Source organism: Algibacter lectus (assembly GCF_900112395.1).
GTDB lineage: Bacteria > Bacteroidota > Bacteroidia > Flavobacteriales > Flavobacteriaceae > Algibacter > Algibacter lectus.
In genome coordinates this window covers 224,657-246,714 of sequence record NZ_FOLN01000001.1, presented here as the reverse complement: position 1 = coordinate 246,714, position 22,058 = coordinate 224,657, and the positions used below count along the sequence as shown (strand labels likewise).

Sequence of the window (22,058 nt, the reverse complement as noted above, 5' to 3'; positions counted from 1 at the left end):
TTTTAGAAGTTAAGGTTTAATCCTAATGAAATTACTTTACTTATTGGGTATTGATCTCCAACACGTCCATCTCTACCACTAAAAGCTTCCGGATCATAAATCATTAAATCGGTAAACGTTAGTAGGTTTTCTCCGGATAGATAAATTCTAGCATTCTTTATATTTGCTTTATTAAGTATTTCTTTAGGAATAGTATACCCTATCTGAACGTTTTTAAGTCTTAAATACGCGCCATTTTGAAGGTATCTAGTTGTTGCATATCGATAGTTTTTGTTGTTGTCTCCAGTAAATGATAAGTATGCATTAGGAAAGTAACCATCCGTATTTGCTCCCAGAGGGTTTGTTGTATCTTCTGGTCTCCAGTAATCTAAATGCTCGGTATAAACATTGGCGTGTAATGGTCCGTTAGCAGGACCTCTAAAGGTTCCAAGTCCTCTTAGGTCTAAATCTCTTTTACCAATACCTTGTATGGTGAAAGAGGCGTCAAACCCTTTCCAAGAAGCATCGGCTGAAAAGCCATACTGATATCTTGGTGTACTGTTACCTATTACTTTTCTGTCTCCTGGGTTATCTACAGTGTTTTCACCGATATCAATAACGTTATTTCCATCTAAATCAACATATTTGACGTCTCCTGGAAGATAAGAGGAATTGGCAAGAAAAATTTGGTCATTTTCATAGTTTGCAACTTCCTCAGCAGATTGAAAAAGACCATCAGTTACCATTCCCCAAATTTCATTGCGGTCTTGTCCTTCGTAATAGTTGGATAAAATTTTGGTTGGATTGTCGTATTTTGTGATTTTAGATTTATAATCAGATAATACACCTTTCAAGCCATATGAAAACTTGCCAACGGTGTTTCTCCAAGATATTTCAAGTTCCCATCCTTTAGTGGTTACTTCTCCACTGTTTATTTTAGGTACAGATGTTCCTAGAACATCTGGTAGAGGGGCTCCTGCTCCTACAAGATCACTTATTTCAGATTGGTACCAATCCGCAACAATACTAAGTCTATTATTTAAAGTTCTAAGGTCTAAACCAAAATCTAGTGTGGTTACTTGTTCCCATGTTAGATCTTGACTAGCTAAGCTAGGTATGCCAACTGTCCATGTTTGTTCTCCTCCAAATAACCAAGAGGACTGATTAACTGGTAATGTAGGGAAGTGAAGGTAGTTGGCTACATTTTGATTACCAATAGTACCGTAAGATCCTCTAAATTTCAAGAAGTTTATTTGGTCTTTTAGAGGAAAAAAGTCCTCCTTAGAAAACACCCAGCCAGCCGCAAGAGAAGGGAATGTTCCCCATCTATCCGCTGCTTCAAATTTTGAAGATGCATCTCTTCTTACGTTTATTTCTAATAAATACTTTTCTTTGAAGTCATATTTAAATCGTCCAAAAGCACCTTGTGTTGACCAGTGGCCTAAACCATCTTGTGCGGTTATTTCTCCAACGGATGTACTAATAGATGGTATAGCATCGGTTAATAAATATTTGGATTGTGTAAATAGATTTGAATAGTTGTATGTTTCTTGTTGGTATCCTACTGTAACATCAAAATTATGTTTTCCTATACTTTTCTTGTAATTAGTGTATATGTTTGGGGATTTATATGTGTTGGTTAGTAAGGTGGTGTAGTATCTCGTGTTCTCTTGTTGAGAAGCGGTTATTATAGAGCCGCCTAGTCCATCAGGTACAGCACTTGGTACTGTTGGAAAGCGAGATTGAACGCTGTTGTCGTTTGTGCGGTAGGTGAATTCAATATTTGTAACCCAGTCTTTTATCGGTTCAAGAGTGATACGTGGAGAAAATATTAATTGCCTCTTCTTATCAACTGTTTTTTGTAGCTCTTGTTCTCCAATTCTTCCGGTCCAAACATCCGTTCCTGGATAAAATGCAGGTTTTGTTGGTTTTAATCGAGTCATAAGTAGCATCACAAATGAGCGGCCCGATCCAGATGTAGCGTGTGCTGGATATTCTTGCTCTTCATATTTATATTTTGTGTAAAGTGATAAATCCATCCAAGGTGCTACTTCAGTGGTTACTTTGGCATCAATATTATAACGGGTAAAATAGTCGTCTGCTACTTTTAGTAACCCTTCTTCTTCATAGAATCCTCCAGATAAATAATAGGACGATTTTTCTGTGCCTCCAGAAACGCTTATGTTGTGTTTTACTCTAGAACTGGTCTTTTTAATAAGTAAGTCTTCCCAGTCTGTTGCTGCGGAAGCATTAGTTCCATCTGTACCAAGATTCCAAGATAATCCATTGGCAGCTTCCTGTACTTCTGGAGCGCTACCAGGGTTTGCTAAATTTTGTGCTATATATTCCAGTTCAGTGGCATCATAGTATGGTCCTAATCCCATATTTGCTCTCGCATCATTCATAGTATATGCAAAAGATAATGCATCGGCATTTTGTGGCATATTCATAGGAGAAGTAACGGCATAATTTGTGGAATACGAAACATTAACTCCACCATCTTTCTTTCCTGTTTTTGTTGTAATCAAAACAACTCCAAAAGCAGCTCTTGCTCCATATATAGCAGATGCTGCGGCATCTTTTAAAATAGATATGGTTTTAATATCGTTAGGGTCAATGTCATTTATCCCCATCTGGATGTTATCTATTAAAACTAGAGGTGCATTACCACCTTGGATTGAAGCTAATCCTCTGATAGTCATATTCATGCTAGCCCCTGGTTCTCCACTTGCAGTGCCTGTCATTATTTGTAGACCAGGAGAAGCTCCTTGTAGGGCTTGCTGAACGTTTGCCACGGGTCTTGCTTCAAAAACTTCTTCTCCTACAGTCGAGATGGCACCTGTTACATTCGATCTTTTTTGTTTTCCATAACCAACAACTAAAACTTCATCTAAGCCCGATACGTCCTCTTCAAGAGATATGGAAAGATTAGTTTGGTTGTTAACAATGATTTCTTTTGTAATAAAACCAACATAAGAGACTGTTAATGTGGCATTTTTTGAAGTACTCTTAATGGTGAAGTTTCCATCGAAATCGGATTGTACCCCGTTGGTTGTTCCTTTTTCAATAATACTAGCACCTGCCAGTGGTTGTGAGTTAGAAGTTACTGTTCCTGAAATGGTTTGAGCTGTTAGGCAGAAACTGCTAAAAAGAAATAGCATGACTGCAGCGCTAAGTTTTAGTTTGCTTTTAAGTCGTTTTTCTTTCATGTTGATTGTTTGTTAGTTAAAAAAAATAGGATTTTTTGTTTTTGAAATGAAAACTTAGTTAAGTTATTAATATCATTTTATAAAGTTATAATTTTTTCTGAAACTATCTTGTATTAATACATGGAAATGTTAAATAAATGTGAATATTTTAAATTTTGTTAATTATTTTAAGTTTTACTTACTGTTGGTAGCTTTTTTTACCGATATGTTATCTGTGTTTTCATCTATAGGAAACGTTAGGTTATGGGTGTTTTGTGAATACCCGTAAGTAAAACATATTTATAATCTTGTTTTAACATGATTTTTTTTAATAAAAATCATCTGTATTTATATCTTGTTAAAATGGTATTTAAAACATTTTAATGGTTGATAGAAATGTTTTTAAGAGGATTTGCTAGAGGTGCAGTGTTAATTAGGTTTAAGTAACAAGATTTAGTATGATATTTTTTTATGAGTAATGAGGTGATGAGAGTGCGGGTTTCGATAAAATAAAGCAACAGAATAGGAGAGGAATTAATACGGTCCTTCGTTTAGAGTAGGGGAGAATGATGCTATTACAAGTTTTAAAGAGAGAATGCTTAGTTTTAAAGTTAAATGTATGTAAAGCCTATGTTTTTTTTTGTAACGTTAAACCAACGTGAAATTAAAAAAGCAAAAAGGCAATAAAAATCGTCGATTTTTATTGCCTTTTTGCTTTATATATGTTTTTAGTTACTTCTGGAAGTGTTTAAAAGAAGAATCTATAGCTTTAACACTTAAGGAGCCTTGGTTTTAATTCCAGTTCTAAAAACAAATTTTCATAGTATTCACAGGTTGTAAAATGTAATTACCACCCTTCGTTTTGAAACTCTACGCCAAGTGCATTATACTTGTTTTGTTCGGTTAAAGGAATTGGCCACATCAAGTACTTTTCATCTGTAATATTTCTTTCCTGTACCACAATTCTGTCGTATTCAAAATCTTCTCCATTTTTAGTGATTTTCATGCCGGTAACAATACCTTCAAAATCGCTTTGAATTTTCCATCTACGTAAATCATAGTAGCGGTGTTCCTCGAAAGCAAGTTCTACTCGACGTTCGTTTCTTAATTTCAATTCAAATTCACTTGTAGAAGTGCTTATTTGAATGTCTGGCATACCCGCTCTAGATCTAATTGTATTAACAGCTGCAAGCGCTTCTGTGGTAACTGCTCCTTTTGCGTAAAAGTCAGCCTCGGCAAAATTAAGATACATTTCAGCCATTCTGTAATCGTGCCAGAAACCATCTTTGTTAGAGTTTTTCCTTGAATCGTAATGAATAAATTTTCTTAGATAGTAACCGGTTCTAGTGTTTAGATTACTGTTATCCGAAATCTCAGAGCTACCGCCCACATAAGTTTCAACAGGAATCGTATTATTACTTAAATTATGGAAATTACCGTTGCAATAAATCGTTGAAAAAAGACGTGGATCTCTGTTCGCGTATGGATTTTCTGGATCATACATGGTGTTTGCCGAATTATAATTAGGTTGCAAATGTGCATCATCTAAATAAGGCATCGTTGGATCAAGTACTGGTACCCCGTCGATAGTTTCATAAGCATCAACTAGCTCTTGAGAAGGGCTTATTCCTGCTTTAGTTACATCGGCTAAAATAGGAAGACTATAACCAGACCACAACGTCATTCTTGATTTACCTAAGATCGTTTCTTTCTCTACCGAAGGAAACTCTACACTTTCTGGCTGTGTAAGGAAATATTCTTGATATTTACTATACAGACCTGGAATTGATGTATTAGATGGGTTGAATAAACCGTAACCTGCACCTTCAAGTGCATCAAGAGCTTCTTTAGTTACAGTAGCAGCTTCAGCCCAATGGTCATTACCATCGTTCCATAATGGGCTGGCAGCAAAAAGGATAGCTTGTGATTTAATAGCGTAAGCTACACCACGTGTCATATAACCATCTTGAAGACCGCTTACCTGACGATATAAAAGTTCAGGCTGTGCTAAGGCAGCATCACAATCGGCTATAATAGCCTGTACATTCTCGTAAAAAGAAGGTCTTTCCATTGTTGAAAAATCATAATCCAACGGGAGTTCCTCTTTAAAAATAGGCATAGGCCCATAACGTTTGATGAGTTGAAGATAATAATAGGCTCTTAATAAATAAGCTTCAGCTTTCCATTGACCTCTGTGTTCTTGAATAGTAAATGATGGTACATCATCTACACGGGCAAGAAACACATTACAAGTTCTGATACCTTTAAACATATTGTCGTAAAGCGACCCCTTTATTAGGTTGCTAGCGGAATTCATGTTTCCTTCGTAATATTTTAATGAATTACTTCCAGGGACTACATCTTGAGCATCCTGTGCTTCATCCGTAAATGACGCTAGAAAGGTACCGCCTGCGCTACTTGCCCCATAATAGGGAAAGTAGGAATAAGCTGTTGTAAGGTATTTTCCTGTTAACAGGTAATCCGAAAAAATTTCATCATAGGTCACGCGTCCATCCGATCCAAAATCAAAAGCATCTTCACAAGAGGGAAAGAATAGACCGACGGTTATCAGTAATAATATAATTTTTTTTCTCATTTTTCTATTTCTTTAAAACGTTAGGTTAAGTCCAGCAACAAAGGCTCTACGTGTAGGGGAACTATTAGGTCCTCCCATAAAAACAGTGAAGTCATCACTTTTCATATTATCGATTGTAAAAAGGTTTCTTCCACTTAAGTAAATCTTAGCTTCCTTGCTTGATAATTTACTAGCTATATTGCCTGGGATAGTATAACTTACTGTTACTTCTCTCAATTGGAGGTAGCTTCTATCTTGATAGTAATAATCATTGGCTTTATGACTAGAACTTCCGTTAAGTGATAAAGCTGGTGCTGTTATGTTTTCACCGTTAGCATAACGCTCCGGAGTCCAGGCATTAAGGTGCTGCGTAAAGAACGTACCATTATTATAAGACTCATAAGAGCCAGCTCCACTATTAAAAGAGTTTACCTTTGAAACGCCATAGAGCAAGGCAGAAAGGTCAAATTGTTTCCATTTCAAACTCAATTCAGTTCCGTAGCTAAATTTTGGTATGCTAGAATATCCCATAGGAGCTTGATCTTGAGCATTGATAATACCATCGTCATTTAAATCTTGATAGATAAAATCTCCAGGTCTTGGTGATGCCCCGTCGTAAGCGAGTCCTGAAGCTGTAATTTCATCAGCACTGTTGAAATAACCATTTCCATTGGAATAGTCAATAAGATAGCCCCATTGTTGTCCAATACTGTATCCTGTAGTTCTGTAAGGGTAAGCATAATCATCTCCCAAACTTAGCTCTGCAATGTTTTCTACTTTATTATCGTTAAAAGCAACGTATCCGTTTACTTTAAAGCCAAAATTCTTGTTGAAATCCTTTTGATAACCCAATTGAGCTTCATATCCATAAGAGTGTACTTCACCATTATTCATTAAAGGTAAAGAACCGGAATCAATACCAAGCATAGCTGGAATGATTCTGTTAGATACCAAAATATCGGAGCGCTGGTCGTCGAAGTATTCAAACGACAAAGCTAACTGATCCCAAAGTCCAATATCAAAACCTATATTGGCAATTCTAGAGGTTTCCCAAGTAATATTAGGGTTTCCTAACTGATCTTCTCTAATAATGCTAGTTCCGACAGTGGTTATGCTTAGGTTGTCTTTATAAAGGAAACGATTATTTCCAGCAATATTATCATTACCAACAAGACCATAAGAGCCACGAAGTTTTAAGAAGGTTACAGTCTTATCATTCTTTAAGAAATCGAAGTTTGAAAGCACTAAAGCCGAAGACATAGAGGGGAAAAATCCATATCTGTTTTCAGGACTAAATTGTTCAGACCCTTGGTAACTAGAAACGAAATCCGCATATACCAAATCCTTAAAAGCATAACTGGTATTAAAACCGTAAGTCATTTTAATAAATGGTTGAAAACCTTCTGCTGCTTGCGAATTGTAATATTGTTTTTGTATTAAAGCAGTACCGTTGATGCTGTGGTCTCCAAAGGTGTTTTTATACTTTAAATGGCCCTGGTATTCTGTTCTGTAACTACTAGAAGTAGATTTTGTGAAGCTAACAGGTTCATTTCTTGAACTACCGAATCTTGTGAATTCTAAGTTGTCTGTTATGGTCATATCTCGTACCCATCTTTCATAATCTGTATTTCCCGAAATGAAAGAAGTTGGTACTGTATAGTACTTTATTTCACCACCGGCTGACAGCCCTGGAAGTAATTTTTTAAGGTCGAAATTTAATCCACTAATAGAAGAAATATTCACGCTTGTTGTTTTACGATATCCTGATCTGTTGATTTTAGCATAGGCTGAATTTCCTTCGGTTTCGGTAACAACTACATTCCCATCTGGAGTAAGTGGACCATAAACTGTAGGGTCTAGGTTAAAAATCGTTGAGTAAATGTCACTAGCTTGTGGATTCATCGAGCGATTAATTCGTCCTGAAATATTCATATAACCACTAATGTAGTCATTGATTTTAATATCTAAATTGGATCTGATATCAAAACGATTGGTTCCATAAGTTTCAGGAACTGTACCATCTGTTATGTAAGGAGAATTTTGATGAAGATATCCCATTCCTACATAATATTTAAAAACATCTGAACCTCCACGACCACTTACATTAATGTCCTGAGTTTCCACTAATGAATTGATAAACATATCATACCAATTGTTGTTAGGATACAACTCGCGGTTTTCACCAGACGCATAATTGGCAATATCCTCATCTGTATAAATAGAAGGGTCTGTATTGCCATCATTCTCCCAAGCTTCGTTATATAATCGGGTATGTTGTCCCGAATTCAATACAGTGGGTGTTGTAATAGGTGTTTGCATGGTGTAGTTGGCATTCACGGTAATGGTGGACTCACCATTATAACCTTTCTTGGTTTTTACCGAAATAATACCGTTACCACCTTGAAAACCATATAATGAAGTTGCAGCGGCATCTTTTAACATCGTCACCGATTCTACATCGTTTAAGTTTAGGTGACCATAGGTATTGGTTAGCATTCCGTCTACCAATATAATAGAACCTCTTGCGTTTGTTGTAGAAGCGCCTCTTATAAGGCCAGCGGCATAACCAGGGAATCGTCCTGTAAGGGCGCTTCCTAAGGATGATGTCTTAGTTCTGGATAAAACATCCTGCGATATCGTTACCGCGGAAGCTCCAACAGAACTCATTGGCCTATCTCCTGTTAAAAGAGATACGGTATTATCACGCCCAGAAACATCTGATTGTAAAATTACGTGAAGGTTTTCTTGTTCTTTAAAGGTTAGAACAAGTGTTCTATAGCCGTTTAAAGAAATTTCAAGAACTTCATCTTCTGCCAGAAAAGCTTCTTTTATGGAAAATGTACCATTAACACTGCTAACAGTGCTGATGGAACTATTTCGGGCTTTAACTGTGGCTCCGGATAAAACATGTCCAAAAACATCTTTTACCGAGCCTTCTAAATAAGTACCCTCTGTTTGGGCGCTCACATGACCTATTGATAATACGAAGATTATCAGTAAGATCGAAACTATTTTTGATGACATATTATTTCTTAAATTTATCATTTATTTAAAATTTAATTGTAAACATTTCAATGCTAGATTACCATCCAGGGTTTTGAATATTAACTCCGGTACTATTTAATAACCTAGACACCTCTAAAGCATCATGCGGATGAAGTAAATATTTGGATGTATAACAAGCTTTCTCTAGCCCATCTCCAGCCCATGTTTTTGTGTCCGGATCATAGGCATCTCCTACTTGAAAACGCATATGACTTAAAGTACCATCATTTGGATCTTTTTCGATCCACATACCGGTAGCATAACGAATAATGTCCATATCGGTACCAGGAGAAGTCCATCTACGTACATCATAATATCTAGTCTCTTCATAAGCCATTTCTATTCTACGTTCATTGCGGTACATTAACCGAAGATTGGCTTGGTCAATGGTGACATCTTCAACTTCATCTAGATTAGGCATGCCTACGCGATCTCTAATTGGTTTAATCGCTGCTAAAGCCTCGGTTAAGTGGTTGTTTTCGATCGCACATTCAGCGTAATTTAGATATATCTCAGCCAAACGCATATAGCGCCATGATATGGCCACATTTTTACCTCTACGTGACAAGGGATTATAGTGACGGCGTGGGTAATATCCTGTTTGTGTACGTTTGGTATTACTCCCCATAATACTGCTGTTACCCGTTCTAAATATCTCTATCTCTATCTGTTGGTTTTGTTGGTTAAGAGCCGTTGAGCCGTTGTAATAAACACTAGCATAAAAACGAGGGTCACGATCAATGTATGGGTCTTGTTCGTCATAGCCTGAGTTAGAGTTAAAATTCGGTGAAAGATGCTTGACATCATTATAAGGTGCCCCTAGATCAAGGATATATTTTCCGTTTTTCATTGGGTATGCATCTACCAATTCTTGCGTAGGTGCCATTCCCGCAGATGTGGCATTATTAATGGGTAGTCCTTGATAATTCCAATTGGTGCTTACATTGTTCGTGGTTAGAATGGTTTCTTTATCTCGAGGAGAAGAGGAATAATCTCTGGTAGTAGTACTATATTCTTGATAAGCATTGTCTCCAAAAACAGAAGTATTACGAACCGTTGTGTATAATTCGAAGTCATGTGCTAAAAGCTCATCTAACGATTCTTTACAAATAGCTTCAGCTTCCGCCCAATAATCTTGTCCATCTGCAAACAAAGGGCTGGCCATAAATAGGGCTACTTTGGATTTTAGTCCAGCCGCTATACTTTTTGTCATACGTTTAGCGTCGGCACTTAATTCTGGTCTCCAAGGCAGCTCATCTTCTTTCATGGCTTCACGACATTCGCTAATAATGAAATCAGCCATCTGCTTATATGTCGATAATACAAGCGTTGACTCATCAAACCCAACTTCAGTAGGTTCTGTAATAAGGTATACGCTACCGTAACGATTAATAAGCTCGGTATAATAAAAAGCACGTAATACTCTAGCTTCAGCCGTCCACTGTGCGCGTTCGGCTTCCGAAGGCACTGCTGCCGTTTCTATACGACTAAGAAATACATTGATTCGACGTATTCTTAGATAGAAGTATTTCCATCCAGAGACTCCATTACCGAACAAGCCTTTCATATAGCCTAATTTGTTTTGGTTTCCAACAGTGGTTACTGCTCCTAAGTAAAGACTAGCGCTGCCGGCTCCATTACGACCAATACTCCAAGCATCATCCGATATAGCGGTAGGCAAATTCTCAAGGCCAACGTATCGATATGAAAATCCAGGAAATGACTGGTAGCATGAACTTAAATAACCACCTGTGGTTGATTCGTCTTTAAAGATCTCATCTAAGGTCTGTGTGCCATCTGGAGAGATATCTAAAACCTCACTACACGACGCTAACAGAAATAAAGAAAAGACGGTGATCCATATTTTTGTTTTCATAATATTCATTTTTTAATTTTTTTAATTTAATAATTACACCAATCTAAAACGTCACGTTTACACCAAAATTAAATATTCGGGTAATCGGAATCAAAGGGGAGCGGCCAATCTCTGGGTCTAAGTGGGAAAATCTGTTATTGGTCCATGTAGCAAGATTACTTCCATTGGTATATATCCTGATTTTTTTAATTCCTAAATTTTCACATAAGCTATTTGGAAAAGTATAGCCGAACTCAACGTTTTTCAATCTCAAATAAGATACATCGGTAGTGAAAAATGAGTTAATAGTATGGTTGGTGTTACTTCTGTAAGAGGATAGTGCTGGATATGAAATGGCATCTCCATTATCATATCGCTCCTGTGTCCAGTTATCTTTTTGGTACTCAAAATAATAACCAGGATCTCCATATTCCCATACTCCTGATGCAGTAAAGTTTTTGGTTGCCTGCGCAACCCCTTGGAACATTAAAGATAAATCAAAACCTTTATATGAAAGGTTTATTATTGAACTGTAGCTGATTCGAGGAACAGGAGAGTGTCCAATTAGGTCGTTATCTTCAGGACCTATATTTCCATCTTGGTTTAGATCTAAATACTTTAAATCTCCCAATCGTGGAGTTGATCCTGAATACGTAGTTTGGTTAATTTCATCTTCTGAAATATAAAACCCATTACCTTCAGATTTCCAATCGACAACCTTACCAACATATTGGCCAATAGCTAGGCCTTGTTTTCTATATTGTAAATAATAATCTTCCCCTTGACTAGCTTCATCGGCAAATACGTTTTTGTTTTTCGCATAAGCAAAGGTATTACGAATACCTAGAGAGAAATCTTTATTGATTTGCTTACGGTATCCTAGTTCAATCTCATATCCTTTGTTTTCAACAATTCCAAGGTTAGCTTTTGGATAAATAGTGGTAAGCCCGGTAACTTCAGGAACCGTTTGACGGGTTAATAAGATGTTCTCTCTTCTTTCTTTAAAAGCATCCACAGAAAGTGTTAGTGTATTTTTTAGAAAAGCTAAATTAAGACCATAATTCTGTTTGTAGGCCACCTCCCAAGTAATGTCAGGATTTCCAAGTAGGCTCTCTGTGACAAACAAATCACTAATGGTTGTAATTCTTCCAGAAGTACCAACATTCATTTTGTCTAGGTATAGGAATCGTGTACCACCAATATTATCACTACCTACTTTACCATAAGAGGCTCTTAACTTAAAATTAGACAAGAAATCAAGCGATTTCATAAAAGGTTCATTAGAAACTACCCATCCCACAGATCCGGCAGGGAACACACCATAACGATTGCCTGGGGCAAACTGTTCCGAGCCATTATAACCGACATTAAATTCGGCTAGGTATCTATTTTTATAGCCATAAGTAAGACGACCTGCAACACCCATATAATTGTAAGGGAGTAAATTTTCACTACTTCCACTTGCGGCTTCACTATTATCGCGTTGAGCCAATATCATTCCCGTAACTTTGTGCATTTTATTGAAAGTTCGGTTATAATTTATAATCCATTGTAAATTAGTTTTATATCTAAAACTTGAACTTTTGGATAATGTTATAGGGTAAAACTGTGGTACCTGTTCTGGTGTAAATTCTATAAGGTCATATATATCACCGTCCAGAGTTTGTTCTTCATTAATATCGAATTGATAACTGTTATAACTCTTTTTTCCATTAAGAGTAGAACTAGAATAGGTATCAAAAGATGCCATCATTTTAGATGAAAGGCCTTTGGTTATCATACCTAAATCAAAGTTAACATAAGCAGTTGTGTTCAGGTTATTAGATTCTGAGCTATTGTATCCACGGTAATTCAATAAAGCGTAAGGATTCTGATTGCTTACACCGTCTGGGGTAATAGGATTACCTTCTGTTATTCCGTACTCTTCCCATCCTGCAGAAGAAAGCGGGCCGGGTGTAACCGGTGTCATGGAGTTAATTCCTACATATATTTGAGAAGCCTGCGCGGTAGTTCCATTTACCTTACTTAAGTAGCCTGCTAAATTAACACCTGCAGAAATCCAGCTGTTAGCTTTTATTTCCAAATTGGTTCTGAAATTATATCGGTTTAGTTTAAACTGCGGGTCATACCCAAGGTCATCTTTTGATAAAGCATTATAAAAACTCTTTTGATCGAGGAAGCCAGCGTTAAAGAAGTACTTGAAACGCTTATTTCCGCCCGACATATTTACATTGTATCTCGTTGTCGGAGCAAAATCATTTGTCATTATATCATACCAATCGGTATTAGGATAGAAAGGGCTGGTTCCTGCTTTCATTAAGCCAATTTGGCGTTCAGAATATTTTGGAGCATAGCCATCGTTAACAAGAGCCTGGTTTCTCATTGCTGCATAATCCCATGAATCCAACATCTCTGTTTTATAAGTTAAAAATTGCAATCCTGTTTCATAAGAAAAACTAATTGATGGTTTTTCTGTTGTCCCTACTCGCGTAGTTACCAAAATTACACCGTTGGCTCCACGAACACCAAATACAGCTGTAGCTGAGGCATCTTTAAGGACAGTAACGCTTTCAATTTCATTAGGGTCGAGCTGAGTAATATTGTCACGAGGAACTCCATCTATAAGTATTAGTGGTGAAGATCCGTTGGTAGTACTAATCCCTCTCAAATAGATACCGTAACCTTCAGCTCCGGGACGACCACTACTTTGAACTGCAACAAGACCTGGTAGTCGTCCTGTAAGAGCTCCTACAACGTTTGGAGATGGACTCTGTTTTATCTCCTCTGTTTTAATAGAGGCTACAGCACCTGTAACACTTAATTTATCCTGTTTTCCGTATCCTACTATGACAACTTCGTCAAGCTCATCGAGGTCATCTTGCATTATGGTGTTGACAATGGATTTCCCTGCAGCAGGGATTTCCTGGCCTTGCATACCAAGATAACTGAATACCAATATGGCATTTTCAGACACTTTCTTTAAGCTGTATTTTCCATCTAAATCTGTTATGGTACCTTTATTAGTACCCTTTACAGAAACTGTGACACCGGGAATACCTAAACCATCAGTTCCAGTAACGGTTCCTTGAACCGTTTTGGTTGATTGTACTGTTAAAATAAGAGATTCATTTTCGAAGCTCAAATCATGGGCAAATACCTTGCTGGAATCAGCAAGAAAAATAAAAAACGCAACCATAAGGGGCTTTTTTATTTTTTGAATGAATAATTTACAATCCTCTAGATAAAAAGGATAATTGATTTGTGATTTTCTCATAGGAATTTAATAATTCGATTATTAACTTAAGACAAAGCGTTCTAACTTATTTTTATTAAATCACACCGAAACCTGGTGAAACCATGTAGCAAAAAGATCTCTTTTTATAAAACAGGGTTTTAAATAATATTTGGTGACACCATGGGTTTTGCATAATTATATGTAATATTAGTTAGATCTTCCCCTTGTAACTACTATCAAAACATAATTGTAATGATCTTCTTTCAGGAAAGCTGCACTATCTATAACTCATCTTGATAAGTAAAAAAAGTGCCTTAAAACATATTACATTATAGGGGTAATATGTTTTATGTAAAACTATGTTTAAACTTGGGCTGATTGATGCAAAAAGTTAACATATGAATATACTATTTTAACAAAAGCTTAATTTTTTAACAGAATATTTGGTTTTTATTATTATGTCAAAAAAGTTTACGGTTTATTATGTTTTTTTGCAATCACTTGAATTATAGTTTTTTGTGTTGTTTTTGGCTTGCTGTTTGATACTCATAGTTTTTTAAGAGGAACAAATTTCTATTACTTTATAATATTCTTAAAGTTAACTCTATGTTATTTTTTTTCTTGTAAAGCAAGGTTTTGATAACCATGGTTATAAATGGTTTACTAGCCGTAATAGCTATAGAATTATTTTTAGGTAAAAAAGGACAGTAAAATAGCTTCGGGTCATATCACATATTGGTCTAGCATCCCAAGAAATTTTTTTGATTCAAAATACTATAAAAGCTTATTTGAACTATATGATGACTCTAGAAATTGAAAACAGATGATTTTATATAGGCTTTTACGAAATGCTAGTGTTTTAGAAAGTCTTTATAAACGATTCCCTTTTTTGCTTAGAGGTGTAATAGGAGTAAGTGGTTTGAAATTAAATGACTTATAAAATATTCGTACCAATTTCAGTATAAAAAGGTTTTATGTAAAAACCTTTTTTATTAGTAATAAAAGGGATTAGAGTTGTAGAGCCTTTTTCTAATGTTACCTTTTCGATATATATAATGCCATCTTTTAAGGATGGGATCTCTTTATTGATTTCTACGTCTCCTATCTTTAAAAGAAGTTTAAGGTGGTCTATGTTTTTTTGAAATAATTGAATTTTTATATTGTAAACACCTGCTTGTGCTACATCTATTTTCCACGCTGCCACATCTTGATTGAGTTGCTTGTTTCTTGTGAATACAGCATCATTAATGTTTAATACCGTTGGGTTTTCATGAATGGTTCCAATAATAGCAGGCTGCTCTGTAATGAAGTTTTTTTCTGAAACCATAGCATTAAACCAAGTATCTATTTCGTTTTTTAAACTTTGAGCTTCTATAGGATGGGTGGTTACCATATTGTCTTGCTCGTAAGGATCTTTAATAATATTATAAAGTTCGAATGTATTGATGTCTGCTGTTTGTTCTGTATTACCAACTAGTTTGTATTGGTTTTTTCTAATGGATATGTTGGTGTATTTTTCTGGACCACCACGAACCCAACTACGTGCAAAGGTTCGGTTTTCTAAGTTAGATGTTTCATTATTTAATAAAGGTAATAAGCTTTTTCCGTCTAGGATTCTATTATTGGGGAGTGGCGCGTGGCATAATTCTGCCAAAGTGGGTAAAACATCATAGTGTGCTGCCGGTGTTTTAATATCACGATTTCCTTTAAATTGAGAAGGAAGACTCCAAAAACTAGGAACCCTAACGCCGCCTTCATATACATAGCTTTTTCTGCCTCGCATACCCGCAGCATAACGATCATGCTGATGGCCATTGTCTGTCATAAAAATGACCAAGGTATTATCCTTGATTCCTATGTTTTCTAAGTTTTGAAAAAGCCTTTTTAAGTTGTCATCAATGTTAGAAACCATGGCGTAAACTTTTCGAGCATTTTCTTTCATTTTTTCATCCATTACAGGGAATGGTCTGTCGTCATTTTCAAAACCTTTCGAAGGATCAATATCTTTGTACATATTGTAATATTCATCGGGAACTTGAAGCGGAGCGTGCGGAGCATTGAACGATAAATACAGGAAAAAAGGATTGGCTTTGTTTTCTTCAACAAAATGAATAGCTTCATCTGTAAACACATCGGAGCAATAGCCTTTGGTTTCTACCATTTCTCCGTTTTTCCATAGAATGGGGTCAAAATATCGGCGGTTACCTTGCAGCGCATTTGGCCAATCTCCACCTTGACCTATGCCTCCGGATAGGTGATTTAATGTGAAATCGAAACCTTGATCTTGTGGCCTTGATGGGTAGTTGTCTCCCAAGTGCCATTTGCCAATCATGCCTGTTTTATATCCTGCAGCTTTAAGCATTTCTGCTATGGTTATTTCATTGGTTGCCATTATAGCGCCACCCCTATAAGTATCGCGAACTCCTGTTCTTAATGAGTATCTGCCTGTCATTAAAGCTGCTCTGGTTGGTGCGCATACAGGGGACACTAAAAACTCATCAAAGCGCACACTTTCTTTTGCGAAACGATCTATTGTTGGTGTTTTTACATGTGGGTTGCCGTAATATCCAAGATCTCCAAAACCTTGGTCGTCCGTTACAATAAGGATAACGTTGGGCTTTGTTTGTGCTTCTAAATCCTGAGACATGAAGCAAAAGAATATAGGACAAAAAGCGAGAAATATGTTTTTGGATGTATGGGCCATTTTAATCTGTTTAGTAGCGTGTTTAAGTTGTTATTGTGAGCTGCTCAAAACATTCTATTTTTAGTTATAAACATTAAAACCCCATTATTCTGTATATGGAACGGTACCTGTTTTATCTACAGTATAGCCCCATTTTTTTATGTATTCTGATCCTGGAAGAAATTCATCTTTGTTGGCTTTTAAGCGTTGTGAAAGTTTTGTTTCAAGTTCAGATTGAATGGTTGCATAGTCTTTATTGCCAATTAAATTGTTTTCTTGGTAAGGGTCTTCTTGGTTATCGAATAAAAGCCAAGGACCATTTAAATCACGGGTATAGGTATATCTTGGTGTTCTTAAACCTCTATATTCTCTACCGCCGCGATTTCTGTTCCATGAGCCAAAAGGTTGGATGGATCTAATAAGTGCTGCATTATCGACATCTTCGTTATTTTTAATGCTGGTACTATAATCTGTTCCTTCTATAGTGGATGGAATAGCAATATTCGTTAAGCCTAAAAGGGTAGGGAGGATGTCTTCGGAATTTACAACCGTTTTATTAATACTTGGTTTTAAATTCGCATGAGCAGGCATTTTTAATAACATTGGGACACGAATAGATTCGTCATACGGTTGTTGTTTTTTCAACTCACCATGAGATCCTAATAAGTCACCGTGATCTGACGAAAATAGAATCATGGTGTTATCCCATTGGCCATTCGCTTTGAGTTCTTCGGTTATTTTTCCGATCATATCATCTATGGCAGCAATATGGGCGTAATAACCTGATAGTTCTTTTTTAGCTCTTTTTTTTGATTTTTCGGGTACATTTGGTCTCAGTATAATGTTTTCAGGATCAAAACGGTCACGATATGCTTTTGGTGCGGTATGATAAGGACCATGTGGTGTCCCGTAAGAAACCACCATTAAAAACGGATTATCTATTTCTTTTCGGTCATTGATATAATGCAAGGCAGCATCGGTTTGATCAAAAGTGTCATATTGTTCCCATATTTTTCTATTCGGATTTTCATTGTCGTAGTAAACAGAATTATTATAATCATGGGTACATTCATTACCGTTCCAAAATTCGAAACCTTGTCTTCTTTCGCCGGTAGGAACATTTTGTAATCTACCATGTCCGTCTAAATGCCATTTACCAATATAGCCCGTATCATAATCATGCTCGCCAAATATTTCGGCCATAGTAAGGGCGTCCGGATTAAGCTGAATATCGTTCATAAAAATCCCTGTTGTTAACGGCAGTTGCCCTGTGAGTAGTGCCGCTCTATACGGTGTACATACTGGAGTTCCTGAAACGGCGTTACTAAAGTTGATGCTTTCTGAAGCTAAGCGGTCTAGATTTGGGGTTTTTATATTGGGATCACCAGCATAACCTGTGGCTTGTGCACGCCATTGATCTGTTAATAGAATAAGAATATTTGGTTTTTGAGAAGTGATGCTACTCACCTCCGTACTTTTTTTCTTTGTTTCGTTGCAAGAAGTATTTAAAATAAGCATTCCAATGCATAGGATGTGGCAAGAAAACAAAGATTTTAGTCCTTTTTTTAAATGATGTAACATATCAATTTATAATTTATTGGCAATTAATAGTAAATTCTGTTTTAAGTAAAAATGGATTATTTTACTTCCCAGTCGTCTGTTCTAAAAGAGGATGCTGGTAAGCCGGCAGTATTGAATAATTCTCCAACGGTAAAATCCTCGAAGGCATAACGCACAGCAACAGGATTAGGAACATAAGCAGAGAATAAGACTAAGCCTTTCCAATTTATTGAAACTTGGGCCGGATAAAAACGTTTGTCTTTACCTGCGATTTTGAAATTTGTAAAATCTTTACCAAAGGTGTTTAGTCCCGTTTTAGCATGATCGAATTTGAGTTGCACAACAGGGCCTTCAATAATCATATCTTTTAAAACGGGACCCGAGTATTCAATACCTTTCATATTATAACTTTTTGCTAAGGCTAAATATGCGAGACGCTCGCCTCCTAATTGTTTGTGAGCTGGGTGTATGATGTCTTTTTCGCCTACATCCATTAAACTCACCATGCCCGTATTTACCGTTTTAGTAGAAGCCTTTAATTGTGCCTCTCTAAGTAATGCCGAGTTTACGCCTGGTTTGCTGCTATAATCATGAGGTGCAATTTGAACATAATAAAAAGGAAAGTCGCCAATAGCCCATTCTTCACGCCAGTTTTTAATTAAACCAGGCATTAGGGCTTCATATTTCTTTGGTTCCGAAGCATTAGATTCACCTTGATACCAAAGCACACCTTTCATCGTAAAACCTACTAAAGGATTTATCATACCGTTGAAAAGGGTAGTAGGTATTCTGTGGGTAACTTTGCCTTTCGCGTCTACAGCTGGGTCAGGCACCCAATCAAATGTTTTAAGTCCGCTTTCGCTTATCCATGGTTCTATTCTTGTACCTCCCCAAGCCGTTACAATTAATCCTACAGGAACCTGTAATACGTCCTGTAGCATTTTGCCAAAATGATAAGCCGTAGCACTAAAATTAGCAGCGTTTTCTGGTTTAGAGACTAACCACTTGCCTCTTACATTGTCGAGTCTTTCTAGACTAGCTTTTTGTAAAACCTTAAATAGGCGGATATTATTGTTGGAAGATGTAGCAATGGTTTTATTAGAGCCTAACACCGGTTGTTTACTGAATCCTTTTAAAGGCATCACCATATTAGATTGTCCAGAGCAAATCCAAACTTCTCCAATTAAAATGTTACTTAGCGTTAAAGGTGTTCCGTCGGAAATAGTAATATCATAAGGGCCTCCTGCACTAGGGGTTTTAACTTTTTGTTTCCACTTTCCATTTTTATCGGCTTTGGTGGTGTACGTTTTTCCATTCCAAGATGTTGTAATTTCTACTGTTTTACTTGGTGTGGCAGTTCCCCAAATGGCGGCGTCTGTTTGTTGTTGTAAAACCATTTCACTACTGAAAAATGCAGGCAGTTTAATTTCTGCTGATGCTATATGCGTGATGCAAAAAATAAGAAGTAATAAAACAGTGTTTGAAATGGATTTTTTATACATGCTTGAGTTTTTAATGGTGTGCTATTATTTTCTGTCTAACGTAAGTTTAATTTTTTTCCAAGGTTGTGGATGTGCGGTAATCCATAATTCCGGATTAAAATCTAAGTTGTTTTTATCATATCCCATAGTAAATACCTCAATTTCTTTTCCAACCATTGTTTTGTCTAATGGAATATAGTATGTGTAATTTTTATCTCTTTTGGCAGTCATAAACTCCCAATTGTTCGCAGGGTAAGAGGATGCTCTATCTGGAGCGCCAATATATTGATCCCCCATTTTTGCTGCGGCATAAGCGCCTTCAATACCGTGTTTTCCGTTTAAGGCTACACATAAGTAACTGCCTTCTGCTATTTCGTCTAAAACAATTTTAGATTTCCATACTTTTTGAACTTTCTTTCTGCTAGGATGCGCAAATAGGTTTGAGGTTTTCCATTGACTTCTATCTAATTTTTTTCCTTTAGAAACACCTTCAATTTCTACAATTTGCTGAGGTGAATTTTTAAATCTTAGGTAACGAACGTTTTTACCAATGTTTATTTCTGTTTGGTTTTCTGCGATATAAGTTAAGGTTTCCCAGTTTAGGAGATCGGTAGATATTTCAACAAAATTACCTTCACCCACCAATAACGGTTGTAATGCAAAGTTGTTAGGAACTGTAATAATAAGCTGGTCTACAAAAGTGATTTCTCCTAAATCTAATCTAAAAGCACCACCATCAATACGGGTGTCTTTGTACGTTTTACCAAACCAGAATCCAGTTTCTAGGTTACCGTCGAATAAGTTTTTGTCCCAAACACCACGGTTTACAAAAGCGTCTTGATTAAAAAAGGCATCACGAGCCGCTTTAACTTCAGGTATTTTAGTCTCACCAGAGCGTTTTAAAGAGCGTACTTCTAATGCATTGTTATCTGCTGCAAAAATGGTCGCTTCATAAAGTGCTGTTACATCTTTTGGGATGGTCGTTTCTGTAAACGCATTTAGTTTACGATGAAAATTATTTTTTAATTTATCTCCAGGGAAATGTAATTTTAATTTTCCGCCGTTAATTAATTTCTGAACAGATTTACCATCAACCTTTGCAGTGCTAAATAAATCGTTATTTAATAAACTAATGTTTGATGTGGTTCCAGGCATTCCAAGAACTTCAATTTCTATCGGTGAACCAGGAATATTTTTTGTGGTTTGAAAATCTGTTCCAGCTAAAAGTGGGTCGGTATAATTTTCTGTGGTCGCTATAAATAATGCCGATCTAAAAGGAAGTACATCAACAGGAACGGATTCTCCTTTTTTGAATGTACCAATTAATTTTTCGGTAGGGTGTACTTGAATTAATGTAACATCACCTTGGGCTGTAATACCGATATCTTCATTTAATTTTAAAGAAAATGTTGATGTGTCCCAATTTAAATTTCTAAGTGTTAAAAGTTGTGTTTTACCATCACCACGAGATACGGCATTTTCTCCGTATGCTTTATCTAGTACGATACCGTCGACAATAATGTCTCTATATTTTTTATGTAAATTATAGATGTAGGCTAGTTTTGAAAATTCATCGTCGTTTAATAACCAAGGGTTCCCGTATATTTCTGGAGATAAAATTAATTCTCTATTAAAAGCTTGTAGGATTAAATCGTCTTCCCAAAAATCGATACATGATGAAATACATACGCCGTGATCTTCTGTTAAACGCTGCAAGTCTGGAACAAGTCCTCTAGTCATGGCTTGCGCTCTGTGGTGTGGCGCCGTCATGGTATTCGCCATATGAACATCGATATAGGTTTCTGCACCTCCCCATAAAAACGTAGTCGCGTATGGTTTGGCTTTATCAAGACCAAGACGGTGGTTTAATAAAATTAAATCTGGACTATGTAAACGCGCTTCTTTCATTAAATCGATAAAAGCACCTTCTTTTTCTGGACGTAATGGGCCGCATACGGCATCGAATTTAAAGAGTGCAAAATCGTAGTCTTTACACAATTTCACCATTTGATCAATACGTGCTCTTTCTTCTTCGGGAGTGTCTCCAAATCCGTCAGGACCACCCCAAACACCTAATCTAATATCAAGCGCTTTGGCTTGTTTATAAATAGGGTCGAAGCCATTTGGGAATTGTTTTTTAAACCTATCTGAATAAATACTGCCGTAAAAATTTTTACCATCAATAGCACCTGCATCCATAGCATAGATGTCTAATTGCATGCCGTATTCACTTTTTAACCAACCAAAGAAGTCTAAGTTAATTTTGGTATGCTCGTCTGTAGGACCTTCGTTTGTGTTATTTATCCAACTAAAATACTGTGCTTTGGATGGTGTTTTTTCATCTGCACCAGGGAAAACGTGTTCTTGAGCTGCTACATTTAAAAATGACATGAAAAATAAGGAAAACAGAATATGCTTCATAGTTGTAAAGTGATGTGACGTGTTAAATATCATTGA

The 22,058-nt window shown here is 36.5% G+C and carries 9 protein-coding genes; all 9 read right to left on the bottom strand.

What is annotated here, in order from left to right:
- Window positions 1–2: 2 nt before the first annotated feature.
- On the bottom strand, window positions 3–3,188 hold the full coding sequence (locus tag BM246_RS00855; protein ID WP_074935409.1) for a SusC/RagA family TonB-linked outer membrane protein: 3,186 nt from the start codon (window positions 3,186–3,188) through the stop codon (window positions 3–5).
- Window positions 3,189–4,014: 826 nt separating this feature from the next.
- The gene (locus BM246_RS00850) at window positions 4,015–5,763 is read right to left on the bottom strand and encodes a RagB/SusD family nutrient uptake outer membrane protein (RefSeq protein WP_074935408.1); all 1,749 of its coding nucleotides are present in this window, start codon (window positions 5,761–5,763) and stop codon (window positions 4,015–4,017) included.
- Window positions 5,764–5,775: 12 nt separating this feature from the next.
- The gene (locus tag BM246_RS00845; RefSeq protein WP_083415660.1) at window positions 5,776–8,787 is read right to left on the bottom strand and encodes a SusC/RagA family TonB-linked outer membrane protein; all 3,012 of its coding nucleotides are present in this window, start codon (window positions 8,785–8,787) and stop codon (window positions 5,776–5,778) included.
- Window positions 8,788–8,824: 37 nt separating this feature from the next.
- Window positions 8,825–10,663 (bottom strand): RagB/SusD family nutrient uptake outer membrane protein, encoded by a 1,839-nt coding sequence (locus BM246_RS00840; RefSeq protein WP_175489753.1) that lies wholly within the window; start codon window positions 10,661–10,663, stop codon window positions 8,825–8,827.
- Between the two features lie 43 nt (window positions 10,664–10,706).
- Window positions 10,707–13,784 carry a SusC/RagA family TonB-linked outer membrane protein gene (locus BM246_RS00835; RefSeq protein WP_074935745.1) on the bottom strand — a complete coding sequence of 1,026 codons (3,078 nt, stop codon included), beginning with the start codon at window positions 13,782–13,784 and terminating at the stop codon, window positions 10,707–10,709.
- A gap of 1,027 nt (window positions 13,785–14,811) precedes the next feature.
- On the bottom strand, window positions 14,812–16,581 hold the full coding sequence (locus BM246_RS00830) for an arylsulfatase (RefSeq protein WP_074935406.1): 1,770 nt from the start codon (window positions 16,579–16,581) through the stop codon (window positions 14,812–14,814).
- Window positions 16,582–16,665: 84 nt separating this feature from the next.
- A complete protein-coding gene (locus BM246_RS00825; RefSeq protein ID WP_231961789.1) occupies window positions 16,666–18,141 on the bottom strand; it encodes a sulfatase family protein in 1,476 nt (491 codons plus the stop codon).
- A gap of 56 nt (window positions 18,142–18,197) precedes the next feature.
- Entirely contained in the window at window positions 18,198–19,622 is a 1,425-nt protein-coding gene (locus tag BM246_RS00820) for a sialate O-acetylesterase (RefSeq protein WP_074935404.1), read from the bottom strand.
- 24 nt (window positions 19,623–19,646) lie between these two features.
- Window positions 19,647–22,055 carry a hypothetical protein gene (locus tag BM246_RS00815; protein WP_139221815.1) on the bottom strand — a complete coding sequence of 803 codons (2,409 nt, stop codon included), beginning with the start codon at window positions 22,053–22,055 and terminating at the stop codon, window positions 19,647–19,649.
- Between the last annotated feature and the right edge of the window lie 3 nt (window positions 22,056–22,058).